This is a genomic window from Micromonospora sp. RHAY321, from assembly GCF_023896955.1.
Lineage (GTDB): Bacteria > Actinomycetota > Actinomycetes > Mycobacteriales > Micromonosporaceae > Micromonospora.
Map to the genome: position 1 here is coordinate 180131 of NZ_JAMHIW010000007.1, position 12436 is coordinate 192566.

Consider the following 12436-nt stretch of genomic DNA (forward strand, 5'->3'; position numbering starts at 1 on the left):
CCTCCCTCTGCTGGGTGACGTCGGGCACAGGGCTTGCCCCTCACGTCAACGTCAGGTTCTAGCGTAGCCCGCGTACCGAACCACCGAAACCGCCCTGGAGGCAGTCATGCAGATCTCCGGTTCGATCGCGCTGGTCACCGGCGCCAACCGTGGCATCGGCCGGCACTTCGCCCGACAGTTGCTGGAGCGCGGCGCGACCACGGTGTACGCCACGGCCCGCCACCCGGAGCGCATCGACCTCCCCGGCGTCGAGAAGCTCCGGCTGGACATCACCGACCCGCGGTCGGTCGCGGAGGCGGCAGCCGCCGCTTCCGACGTCACCCTGTTGATCAACAACGCCGGGATCTCCACCGGGACCAACCTCGTGACCGGCGACCTGGACAAGATCCGGTTGGAGATGGACACGCACTTCTACGGAACGCTCGGCATGGTGCGGGCGTTCGCGCCGGTGCTGGCCGCCAACGGCGGCGGCGGAATCCTCAACGTCCTGTCCGCGATGTCATGGTTCTCCTACGACGGAGCCAACGCCTACGGCACGGCGAAGGCAGCCGAGTGGAGCCTGACCAACGGTGTCCGGATCGAACTGGCCGGCCAGGGCACCCTCGTCACCGGGCTGCACCTGGGCAGCGCCGACACCGACATGATGGCCGACTACGACGGCGACAAGATCGACCCCGCCGAGGTTGTCCGCGCCGCACTCGACGGAATCGAGGCAGGCAAGCTCGAGGTCGTCGCCGACGAGTGGAGCGCCCACGTCAAGGCGTCTCTGGCCGCGGACCCCGGCGCCTTCTACGGCAGCGCCGTCAGCTGACGGCGCGGCTCGCCGCACGTCGGGCCGGTGGACACTCACTGGCAGACGCGCCACTCGCCGCGTTCCTTGGTCAGCGGAATCGTCTGCGTGAACCGCCCGCCCGCCACCTGGACCAGTTGGACGGTGACAACACCGCTGACCCGGCCGTTGTAGTTGGAGACGGACACACCGGTGATCTTGTAGCTGCTGATCTTCAGTTGCGCGGACTGGACCCGCGTGAACTCCTCCTGCGGCATGCCGTCGCGCACCCTCTCGCACAGCCGGCCGTAGGCGCCCTGGTAATTGCCGGCCTGCACGTCGTCCAGGTACGCGCCGGTGGCTTCACGAGCCGGCCCGACTGCCGTGTTGACGGTGCGGAAGAGCCAGAACCCGCCGCCGACACCCACCACACAACAGACCGCCAGCACCGCGGCAACAACGATCAGAACCGTACGGGTCGTTCGGTTGGGTTTCCGGTCGGGCACAAGCATCGGCTCGTACGTCATGGCCCGGATCGTAGGGACGGCAGGCAAGCCACCACGGAGTGCCGCCCGGCGGCGGCGCCCATCCCCCTACCCCGATCGTGACCATCGAGGGATCGCAGCGTGATGCCACCTTGGCAGGCTGCATCCAGCCGACGGGCGTTCTCGTCACGTGCGACGACACGTTCTCCCAATTGAGCGTGTTCAGGAACGACAACCGCAACGACGCGAGTGAACGACCGCTGATCACGTGGGGCGTCAGCGGCATGCCGACGAACGAGGTCGTGGAGGTCCCCCTGTTCGGTCAGCCGCCGGAGGGTTGGGAGGTCAAGGAGATTCGCGACCTCACGGCGGCGGAGTCAGGCCTGGCCGTGGATGTCGAACCGCTCACCGGGCGCGGCCACGACAGGACGAAGATCGTGTCGCGGGAGGCCTTCTTGCGCAAGGCCCGGAACAACTGCACGTAGGTGACGCCTGACTCATGTGCCGCCCGTCGGCCGGGCCGGACGTCTCGTGACGTCCGGCCCGGTGTCGACGGGTGCTGATCAGTTACAGCCGGGCGGCGCCGGCTGCGGTGGCCTCCTGCACGGCCGAGGTACGACGGGTCTCCGCCCGCTCGTCCCCGGCGCCCTCCCGCTCCGGAGCCGACGCGACCTGAGCCGACCGGTTGGTGCTGGCCGCCGCCTGGTCACCGATCACGCCGCCACGGATCCGGTTGTTCGCGGCCACCTGGGCGGCCGGGTTGTTGGACGTCACGGTCAGCTTGCCGTCGATGATGTTGTCGTCGACCGTGACACCCCCCGTGGTGCTGGTGATGCTGACGTCCCGGCCCCAGTAGCCGCCGGAGGCGCAACTGTCGAGGGTGCCGTTGGGGCCGAGCTGCACGGCGCCGAGGTTGCCGGCGAACGTGGCCTGGCCCCGGACCGCGCTGCCACACACGACACTGCCGGTGGCGCTGTTCAGCACCGACAGGGTGCCGTCGACGAACGAGTCGTGGACGTCGGTGTAGTAGGTGCCGGTGGTGTTGAGGTTGCGCTCGACCTGGGTGCCGCGGTCGAGCCGGACCTCACCGGCGCCGGCGGTGACGGTCCCGACGATCGTCGACTCCTCCACGAACAGGAAGCTGTCGATCGTCGAGGTGCCCTTCGGCCGCACCGTCACGTTGCCGGTCCGGGCGCCGTTCAGGAACGCGCCGTACCCGCCGGCGGCCAGCACCACCTGGCCACCGACCGTCGTGTTGGTGGCGTCCAGGTAGCCGTCCGTGGCGATGCGTACCTCGCCGCTGATGGTGCCGCCGCTGACCACGAGGTTGCCGCCGGCGGCGACGCTGACGTTGCCGGTGATGGTGGTGCCGGTGAGCGCGCAGGACTCGCCGGCCGGCACGTACAGGTCGTTGGGCACGGTCACGGCACCGCCGGTGCCGATGCAGTAGGTGACCAGGTCAGCGTGTGCGCTGGGTGCCACCGCCAGCACCGAGGAGGCGACGACGGCGGTCACGGTCGCCAGCTTGGCGAGGGTACGTCTGGGCATCGCTGTACTCCCTGTCGATGAGATTCGGTGACTCATGCGCCGACGTCCGATCGGGCCGCGGCCCGGACGATGGCGCCCTGCTGGCGCTGGTTCAGCGTTCCGCCGGTCACGAGCGCGGTGGTGACCGTCTCGACGTGCCGGACGAATTCGGCGTGCCCCGGATAGTCGGCGTTCTCGGCGATCAGATCGTTGATGGTGCAGCCGTTGCCGGTGTCGACGTTGGCCACACCGGTGTCGTCACCGTCGATGATCACCGTTCCCCGGGTGTCCGACCCGGGGCAGGCGTCGGTGCCGTCGGCCACCACGGTGAACGTCGCCGACTGCTCGGTGGCGGTGTTCCCGGCGGTGTCGGTTGCCCGGTACCGCACGGTGTGGGCGCCGACGGCGCGGACGGAGACCGGGGCGGTGTACGTCGTCCAGGCGCCGGTGTCGAGCGCGTACTCGATCTTCGCCACACCGGAGCCGTCGTCGGTCGCCGTGACGGTCACGGTCGCGGCCCCGACGTATCCGCCGGCTGCGTCCCGCTCACCGGTGACCGTGGCGGACACCGCGGGCGGGGTGGTGTCCTCGACGGGCGGGGGCACGACGGTGAAGTGGGCCATCTGCTCCGCCGACGTGTTCCCCGCGACGTCGGTCGCCCGGTAGTGCAGCATGTGCATGCCGACGGCGTCGACCACGATCGGCTGGGTGTACGGGGTGAAGGCGCCCCCGTCCAGCGAGTACTCGACCGTGGCGACGCCGGACTCCGCGTCGGTGGCGGCCAGCGTGGCGGTGGCCGTACCGATGTAGTTGCCGTCGCCGTCCTGGTCGCCGGCCAGGGCGGCCGTCACCACCGGCGGGGTGGTGTCCTCCTGGCTCGGCTCGACGACCCGGAACGACACCGAGCCGACCGCACTGACGTTGCCGGCCTCGTCGGTGGCGCGGAACTGCACCGAGTGGTCACCGATCGCGGTCACCTGCACCGGCTGCGTGTACGGCTGGAAGCTGGTGTCGTCGACCTGGTACTCGACGGTGTCCACACCCGACCCGGCGTCGGTGGCCGTGACGGTCACCGTGGCCGCGCCGATGTAGTTGCCGTCCCCGTCGCGGTCGCCCGTGACGGCGCCCGTCACCGTCGGCGGGGTTGTGTCGCTGCCTCCCCCGCCGTCGGTGACGACCAGTTCACCGACCATCTGGCTGTGGCCCGGGATGGAGCAGAAGTAGCGGTACCTGCCCGGGGTCAGGGTCACGGTCGCCTGGTGCCGGCCGTTGTTCACGTCGAACGGGTTGGCCAGGATGTTCAGCGTGACGTCGTGGTTGTAGCCGTCGGTGGTGGTGTCGAAGGTCAGCGTGTGCGGCATCCCGGTGGTGTTACCGGTGGCCGAGCTGTTCTCCCAGATGATCGTGGTTTCGCCGGCCACCGCCTGGGCGGGTGCGGACTTGTAGCGGGTGATGCTGTCGTCGGCGGTCCAGGTCAACACCTGCGCCTGGGCGTTGGGCGCGGCGGAGGCGGGCGTCGCGACCAGGGGAAGGACGGTGAGCAGGAGCGCCGACAGCGCGGCCATTAATCGTCGGGTCATCGTTTCTCCTAGAGTTCCCGCGCACGGATGTTGCGGAACTCGATCAGGTCGTTGTCGCCGTGGTTCTGCAGCCCGATGAAGCCGCGGAGGAACTGCCGCAGATCGGTTGGCGGGTCGCCCGCGCGGGACGACTGCTTGCCCGGCGTGTTGTCGAACTCGTTGATCACCACGCCGTTGCGGATCATCGTGTAGTGCTGCCCGACGACGCGGATCTCGTAGTCGTTCCACTGCTCCTTCGGAGTGACACCGGCCTGGGCGAGTGGCACGGAGTCGAAGTTGTAGACCGAGCCCGTCTTCTGCGGCTCGCCGGTCTCGCCGTCGTAGATCTGGATCTCGTGCCCGCAGAAGATCGCCACCCACGCCGGTGAGGTCCGGGCCGATCCGACCGTGCCGCAGCTGCCCGGCGGGCGTTGCTCCAGCGGGATCCGTGGGTCCGGGAACCGGGTGAAGACGCCGCTGTTGGCCCGTCCGGTCCCTGGCGCGATGTCGCGGAACTGCAACTTCAGCGAGAAGTCGCCGAACTCCTTGGTGTGCCAGAGCATGCCCAGGCCGCCGCTGGACCTCAGTGAGCCGTCCGGCTGGATGCCGAACGATCCCGATGGTGCCTGCTGCCAGCCGAGCAGCGACTCAGCGGTGCCGTCGAAGAGCGGCTCGTACCCGGTGCGGCCGTCCCGGCCGATGTCGGACGCGGCAGCCAGGCGGGTCAGCGTGCCGGCTTCGCGGGCGGAGAGCAGACCGTCGCGCTGGAGCGTGTCGGTCACCGCCGTCACGTGCCGGACGAAGCTGTTGTGGTCGCCCCACGTGCTCTCGTCGTCGATCAGGTCATTGATGGTGCAGCCCTGCCCGACCGTACGGCTGGGCACCTTCGTGTCGGTGTCGCCGAGCCACACGGTGTCCCGGCTGTCGGGCACCGCACAGCCCACCGTGACCGTGGTCTGCACCGTCGCCGTCTCACCGTCGGCGTACGTGACGGTCAGCTTCGCGGTGTAGGTGCCGACCCGGGCGTACGTGTGCCGAGGGTTCGCCTCGGTCGACGTGGCGCCGTCGCCGAACTCCCACCGGTAGCTGACGCCACCGGAGCGAGAGCCGTTGAAGGCGATGGTCAGCGGCTTGTTCTGCACGGCGACCGAGGTCGCGGCCGGCGCCGGGGTGGGCGCGCCACCGGTGTAGGTGATGCGGATCAGCTTCTGGTTGGGGTGCAGGCTGAAGAACCCGCCTCCGTAGTCCAGCAGGTAGAGCGCACCGTCCGGGCCGAACTTGGCGTCCATCCAGCTCTGCAGGCGGGTGTCGCCGTTGCCGCCGGGGATGATGGCCCGCAGCGACTCGGCGTACACCGGCGGCGCAGCGGTGGGCACGCCGGCCGGGTCGACCGTGACAGCGACACGGTTGTTCGCGTTCGACTGGTCGCCGATGAACCACTTCTCGTCCCAGTACTCCGGCCAGGCCACGCCGCTGTTGGTGTCGACGAGGTCGCGGTGGTAGGTCGGGCCGGACATGATGGCCTGGCCGCCGCCGCGCAGGTAGGGCTGGGTGTAGGTGGCGTCGGCCGCGACGTAGGTCGGCAGGCCACTGCCGTCCGCCCGCTTCGGGAACACCGGTCCGCCGCCGTCCGGCGAGTACCAGATCATGTTGTCCCGGGCCGCCGGGATGTCCACCAGACCGGTGTTACGCGGCGACTCGTTCTTCAGGTTGTCGCAGTCGTACCAGCCGGTCAGCACGGTCGCGTCGGTGGTGCTGCGGTCCCGGTACGGCTGCCGGTTGCCCATGCAGTACGGCCAGCCCTGGTTGCCCGCCGAGGTGATGATGGTCGCGGTCTCGTACTTCGCCGGGCCCAGCGTCGGGCTCGGCGACGAGGCGTCCGGGCCGACCCAACCCGCGGTCAGCCACTGGTGCTCCGGGTCGACCTGCAGGCGGGCGATGTTGCGCACGCCCATCACGTAGATCTCCGGCCGGGTCTTCTCCGTGCCCGGCGGGAACAGGTTGCCCTCCGGGATGGTGTACGTGCCGTCCGCCTCCGGGTGGATCCGGATGATCTTACCGGCCAGGTCGTTGGTGTTGCCCGAGGTGCGGCGGGCGTCCTGGAACGAGATCCCCTGGTACTCCTGGGTCCAGTTGTTGCCGGAGTAGCCCTGCGATCCCTCGGACGAGTTGTTGTCGCCGGAGCCCACGTAGAGGTTGCCCTTGGCGTCGAACGCCATGCCGCCGCCGGCGTGGCAGCAGCTGTGGATCTGCACCGGGAACTGCAGCAGATCCTTACGGGTGGCCTGGTCGATCGTCTGGGTCGCACGGTCGTAGGTGAACCGGGAGACGGTTCGCTGCCCGACCCGCTTCACCCGGTCGATCGAGTCGTGCGGCATCCAGTAGACGTAGAGCCAGCCGTTCTCGGCGAACTTAGGGTCGGGCACGATGCCGAGCAGGCCCTCCTCGTTCTTCACCAGCTCGGAGCCGCTGCCCCGGTTACCCATCACCTCCAGGGTGGTGAGCAGCTTGGCCTGCTTGGTGCGCGGGTCCCACGAGTGGATGGTGCCGCAGCCCAGGCCGACGTCGGGGTTGTTCCAGTCCGCGATCGGGCCGCTCGGGCAGGCCGCCTTGCCGACGTAGAACACCGTGTTGTCCGGCGCGATGGTGAGCCCGTGCGGCTCGCCGATCTGGTCCAGCTGCCCGGTCTGGTTGGCCGCGGTGAGTCGCTCCACCTTGTAGTTCGCGGCGATCGTCGCCTGGCAGTCACCGCGCTGAAGGCCGGTCGTCCACTTGAGCGCCCCGGCCAGGTGCGTGCGGAACGCCTCCTCGCCGTAGCTGCCCTCGGTGTGGCCCATGCCGGTGTAGAACGACCGGCCGCCGTCGTAGTCCCGGCACCAGGACACCGGGTGGAACGGGCCGTTGGCGCCCGGCCCCGGGTTGTAGTGGCGCTCCTCGACCTGGGCGAGGGTGTGCACGGCACCGATCGGGTTCGGGTCCCAGTTCTCCCAGCGGTCCGAGCGGGTGAGCGTCATCGGCAGCGACGCCGTGGCCGGGTGCTTCCGGTCCAGAATGTTGACGACCGCCCGGTTCACCGCGGGCGGCTCCGGCGCGGTGGTGCTGCCGGTGAACAGACGCAGGTCGGCGAGCTGGGTCAGCGGCTCGCCGCTGTTCGCGGTGATGTTCAGGCGGAAGTGCTTGAACTCCTGCGGCGTGGCGATGTCGAACCGCCGGGTCTGGAAGCGCTCCGGAAAGGTCTGGCCGGTCCGCCGGTCCACATCGGACCAGTTCTGGCCGTCCGTGGAGCCCTGCAGGGTCCAGTCCTTCGGGTCACGGCCGGAGGAGTCGTTGGCCGACGTCAGCGCGTAGCCGGTGATGCGCTTGGGTGCGCTCAGCTCGTAGGCCACCCAGGCCGTCGGGGTGCGGACGAGCCACTTGGTGCCGGAGTCGCCGTCGGTCAGCTTCTCCTTGGTCTCGTTCGGCGCGTTCTCACCGCTGGCGGTCACCCGGGCGACCGGCTCGGCCACCGGGATGGCGCCGGCCGGGCGGGTGCCGATCAGGCCGGTGAACCAGGCCGAGTCGACCTGCGCGCGGGCGGCGTCGGCGATGCCGACGAAGCCGCCGCCGGCCTTCATGTAGCTCTGCAGCGCCGCTTCCTGGTCACGGTTGAGCGCGGCACCGGTCGCGGAGAGGAAGACCACGCTGCGGTACGGCGCGAGCCCGGCGGCCGTGAAAACGGCGGGGTTCGTGGTAGCCGTGACATCGATGTCATGAACCGCGCCAAGATCTTTGATTGCCTCCACGGCGCGCAAAACAGGGTCCTGCTGCTCGGCTACCGGCCCGTGGAAGACGAGGACGGCTGCCCTGGCCTCCTGAGCCGCTTGCGGTGCGGCTACCGCCTCCGGTGCCGCTGCCGCCGCCGTTGCCGGCATCAACAAAGCGATGGCCGCTACCGCGGCTAGTGCTCGTCGTACTGTTCCTGTCATCCCCGTCCCCACTCTCGGTTTCGGTCAGCTGCCATGCGTGTGTGTGTGGCCCTGGAACCGGTGGATGGCCTCTTCGGCGCCCGGCGGCATGCTGCCGTCGGCGTTGCGTACCAGGAAGATTCCGGCCATGCCGCCATCGGAGTGCGACTGCACGTGGCAGTGGTACATCCATGCGCCGGGCCCGACGCCCTCTCCGGCGAGCACCTGGAAGCCGAACGAGCTGCCCGGATTGAGGTCCTTGTTGTCGATCACGAGGCTCGGGTCGGCCGTGCTCTCGAGCATCCCCGTGCGGTTGTCCGCCCAGCGGTGCGCGTGCAGGTGGAAGGTGTGGAAGGTGCCGCCGTGCCCGATGGCGATCCACTCCACCCGCTGGCCCAGGTTCGCCTCGAACATCGGGGTGTTCGGGGCCATCCGGTTGTTGATCATCATGTCGTTGAACACGACGGTGAACTGCTTCTCCGGCAGGATGTCGCCGCGGCGCCGGACGATCAGCGCCCCGTACAGTCCCTTCGCGACACCGCCGGTGCCGTGGTCGGTGCCCATCGCGTGGTCGTGGTAGTGCCAGTAGCCGGCACTGCCCGGCATGAACCGCCGGCCGGACGCGAGGAACATCTCCCGCGAGCGCCACACGTAGGTGCGGGTCTCACCGGGATTGTTGAACGAGGCGTTGAGCGGGCTGCCGTCCGAGTCGGTGCTGTAGTCCACCCCGTGCGGATGGATGGACAGCCGCTGGTCGGTGGTGTTGACCAGGGTGATCTCGAGGGTGTCCCCCTCGTACATCTCCAGCAACGGCCCCGGCACCGTGGCCTGGCCGGGCGCCAGACCGTACCCGAACAGCCCGCCGGGCAGCTGCTCGGCGTAGATGGTGACCTTCTTCGTGACGCCGGCGGCCGCGCGGGCCGGGCTGCCGCCGAACGCGGCGCCGATCGCGGGGGCGGACGCCCCCAGGGCTCCGGCGGCGAGGGCTCCGGTGGCGATCAGCGATCTGCGGGACAGGGGACGGTGGGAGCCGACGGGTTGGTCGTCCATGGGACTCCGTTCACCGGGCGAAGCCGTGACGCGGGCACGGTGCAGCGACCGCCGAGCATGAGGGGCGGCAGCACGACCGTGTGGACCTTGTCGCGGACTTTGCTCGGAAGACTCAGAACTTTCGATGGATAACAGCAACTTATGTAATCCATCGACGAAAGTACAGTCCTGATTGCAAGAAGTTTACCGGGACATCACGGCGGCTCTCGATCGATCATGAGCCTGCCACACATCGATGCCCAGGTCAGCCCGGCCAACCCGCCACCTCCGACCCCTGACGCCGGAGCCCGTTCAGGGTGACGGTTGCACATCGACGGTTGCTGCCGCGGACGACCGCGGACCTCGTCACGGGCGCGCGGGGTTGGCCCGCCGGGGCAGCCCGGCGGACAGACGTACGTCGGCTGTCAGAGGTTGTGGCGCTCGTCGGTCGGCAGGCGCGGCGACTCCGGAGGCTCCGGAGACTGCTCGGGCAGACCGAGCTGCGCGACGTGGGTCGGGTCGAGCACCCGGGACAGGAACGAACGGGTCCGCTCGTGCCGCGGCGCGCCCAGCACCTCCTGCGGTGGTCCCTGCTCGACGACCACGCCGCCGTCCATGAACACCACCCGGTCGGCGACGTCGCGGGCGAACGCCATCTCGTGGGTGACCACCATCATCGTCATGCCGTCCTCGGCCAGCTTGCGCATGACGGTGAGCACGTCGCCGACCAGTTCCGGGTCGAGCGCCGAGGTCGGCTCGTCGAAGAGCATCAGCTTGGGCTCCATCGACAGCGAGCGGGCGATCGCCGCCCGCTGCTGCTGACCCCCGGAGAGCTGCGCCGGGAACGCGTCGGCCTTGTCGGTCAGGCCCACGCGCTCCAGGTTGGCCCGCGCGATCCGCTCGGCCTCGGCACGGCCCCGCCGCAACACGCGACGCTGGGCGATGGTGAGGTTGTTCAGCACGGTCAGATGCGGGAACAGGTTGAACGACTGGAAGACCATGCCGATGCCGCGGCGCACCGCGTCGATCTCGACATCCGGGTCGGTCATCTCGACGCCGTTCACCCAGATCCTGCCGGCCGTCGGCTCCTCCAGCAGGTCGACGCACCGCAGCAGCGTCGACTTGCCCGACCCGGACGGTCCGATGACGCACACCACCTCGCCCTGGGCGACCTCGAAGTCGATGCCCTTGAGGACCTCGAGCGGCCCGAAGGACTTGTGCAGGTCGCGGATCTCGACGGCGGGGCGGGACGGAGTCGTCGTCATGCGGGTCACCGAGCCTTGGCGTATCGGAGTTCGAGGCGTCGTACCACCTGGGACAGGGGCAGGGTGATGATCAGGTACGCGAGGCCGGCCACCAGCAGCGGGGTGGCGTTCACCCGGTCGTTCAGCATGTCCCGGCCGAACTTGGTGACCTCGATGGTCTGCGCCGTCACACCCAGCACGTACGCCAGCGACGAATCCTTGGTGAGCAGGATGAGTTCGTTCGTCAGCGGCGGGATCACGATCCGGAACGCCTGCGGGATGACGATCGTGCGCATGGCCGTGAAGTGCGACATGCCGAGGGTGCGCGCCGCCTCCATCTGCCCCTTCGGCACGGCCTGGATGCCGGCCCGGATGGTCTCGGCCATGTACGCGGCGGCGGTCAACCCGAGACCGATCGCGATCGAACCGAAGACGCCGCCCGGGATCTCCCGCTCGGGGAAGGCGATGGGAATGCCGTACCCGACGAGGAAGAGCACCAGCAGCGCCGGCAGACCCCGGAACAGCTCGATGTACGCCGTGGCCACCCAGCGATACGGAGCCACCCGGGACAGCCGCATCAGCGCGAGGATGGTGCCGAACACGAGACCGAAGGCGAACGCGCCCAGCGTGTAGAGCACCGTGTTGCGCAGCGCGACGGTGATGATCGTCGGGAACATCGACTCGATGATGTCGACGCGGAAGAAGGCGTCCTTCAACCTGCCCCAGTCCGCGGCGAGGAACACCACGGCGATGATGGCGATGAAGGCCAGGTACTGGAGCCAGAGGGACAGCCGCTCTCGCTGGCGGCGCCGCAGCTTCACTGTCGTCGCTCCTTGCCTTCCCGGGAGTTACCTACGAGGAGGGCGCGCGAGCCGCGCGCCCTCCTGCCATGAGCTTCGATCACGCGCTGGGCCGCTTGCCGATCCACTTCTCGTAGATCGCGTCGTACGAGCCGTCCTGCTTGGCCTTGGCCAGCACCTCGTTGATCTTCTTGAGCAGCTCCGGGTTGCCGTCCTTCTTCACCGAGAACCCGTACTGCTCGCCGGTGTCGAACTCGGCAGCCACCTCGAACCCGCCCGGGTTCTTCTTGAGGTACTCGGTCCAGACCGGCAGGTCGTTGATGCCCGCCTCGACCTGGCCGTTGGAGACGGCCTGCTGCAGGGCGGCGAGATCCTCGAACTCGACGAGCTGCAGGCCCTTCTCCTTCTCGAACTTCCGGGCGTAGTCACGCCCGGTCGTGGCCGCCTGGACGCCGAGCTTCTTGCCCCGGAGGTCGTCGAGGGCCTTGTACGGCTTGCCGGTCTTGACCAACATCGCCTGGGTCGCGTCGAAGTACGGGTCGGAGAAGTTCATCACCTTCTGCCGTTCCTCGGTGATCGTCATGCCGGCAGCGGCCGCGTCGCACTTGCCGGTGTTCAGATCCTGACCCGACTTGATGCCCTCGAACGGGGTGTCGACGATCGTCTGCTCGACGCCCAACTCCTTGGCGACCAGGTCCATCACCTCGACGTCGAACCCGGTGACCTTGCCGCTGGCGTCCTTGGACTGGAACGGCGGGTAGGGCAGGTGGGTGCAGACGGTCAGCTTGCCCGCCTGGACCAGCTTGACCCCGCTCGCCTGGACCTCGCTGTCATCCTTCTTGGCACATCCCGCACTCGCCGCCAGGGCGGCGATCGCCACGACGAGGCCGGCCTTGCGGACTGCGCTACGGAACCTCACGGCTGTGTCCCTCCGGTTCGGCTCCCCCTGCGACGGGCAGCCAGGTTGGTGCAAAGACGGTGTGACAGGCGACGGTACCTGAATCCACCGGCTGCACCCAGATCACGTCGCCTCATCGGGCCCGAGCGCCACGATCACGGCCAGCAAACCCGACATCCGG

10 protein-coding genes are annotated in these 12436 nt (G+C 69.0%); 2 read left to right on the plus strand and 8 right to left on the minus strand.

The window, feature by feature from the left end; genetic code table 11:
• Window positions 1-106 precede the first annotated feature (106 nt).
• Window positions 107-811 (plus strand): SDR family oxidoreductase, encoded by a 705-nt coding sequence (locus M8C17_RS17910; RefSeq protein WP_252417637.1) that lies wholly within the window; start codon window positions 107-109, stop codon window positions 809-811.
• 35 nt (window positions 812-846) lie between these two features.
• On the opposite strand, the gene M8C17_RS17915 is transcribed toward M8C17_RS17910, so the two are convergent.
• Complete coding sequence (locus M8C17_RS17915; RefSeq protein ID WP_252417638.1) at window positions 847-1296, minus strand: DUF4878 domain-containing protein; 450 nt, start codon at window positions 1294-1296, stop codon at window positions 847-849.
• 77 nt (window positions 1297-1373) lie between these two features.
• Between M8C17_RS17915 and M8C17_RS17920 the strand changes: the two genes are divergently transcribed.
• Window positions 1374-1739: a hypothetical protein gene (locus M8C17_RS17920; RefSeq protein WP_252417639.1), complete on the plus strand. Its 366-nt coding sequence runs from the start codon at window positions 1374-1376 to the stop codon at window positions 1737-1739.
• A gap of 82 nt (window positions 1740-1821) precedes the next feature.
• Here M8C17_RS17920 and M8C17_RS17925 read toward each other — a convergent pair whose 3' ends face one another.
• The 7 genes from M8C17_RS17925 to M8C17_RS17955 form a co-directional block, all read right to left on the minus strand.
• Window positions 1822-2802: a hypothetical protein gene (locus tag M8C17_RS17925; RefSeq protein WP_252417640.1), complete on the minus strand. Its 981-nt coding sequence runs from the start codon at window positions 2800-2802 to the stop codon at window positions 1822-1824.
• 32 nt (window positions 2803-2834) lie between these two features.
• Window positions 2835-4361, minus strand: coding sequence for an OmpL47-type beta-barrel domain-containing protein (locus M8C17_RS17930; RefSeq protein ID WP_252417641.1), 1527 nt, complete (start codon window positions 4359-4361; stop codon window positions 2835-2837).
• Between the two features lie 8 nt (window positions 4362-4369).
• Window positions 4370-8305 (minus strand): ThuA domain-containing protein, encoded by a 3936-nt coding sequence (locus tag M8C17_RS17935; protein WP_252417642.1) that lies wholly within the window; start codon window positions 8303-8305, stop codon window positions 4370-4372.
• A 24-nt stretch (window positions 8306-8329) separates the two neighbouring features.
• Entirely contained in the window at window positions 8330-9334 is a 1005-nt protein-coding gene (locus M8C17_RS17940) for a multicopper oxidase domain-containing protein (protein ID WP_252417643.1), read from the minus strand.
• Window positions 9335-9738: 404 nt separating this feature from the next.
• Window positions 9739-10578, minus strand: coding sequence for an amino acid ABC transporter ATP-binding protein (locus tag M8C17_RS17945; RefSeq protein ID WP_252417644.1), 840 nt, complete (start codon window positions 10576-10578; stop codon window positions 9739-9741).
• 5 nt (window positions 10579-10583) lie between these two features.
• On the minus strand, window positions 10584-11378 hold the full coding sequence (locus M8C17_RS17950; RefSeq protein ID WP_252417645.1) for an amino acid ABC transporter permease: 795 nt from the start codon (window positions 11376-11378) through the stop codon (window positions 10584-10586).
• A gap of 79 nt (window positions 11379-11457) precedes the next feature.
• Window positions 11458-12276, minus strand: a complete 819-nt coding sequence (locus tag M8C17_RS17955; RefSeq protein WP_252417646.1) for an ABC transporter substrate-binding protein — start codon at window positions 12274-12276, stop codon at window positions 11458-11460.
• Window positions 12277-12436 lie beyond the last annotated feature (160 nt).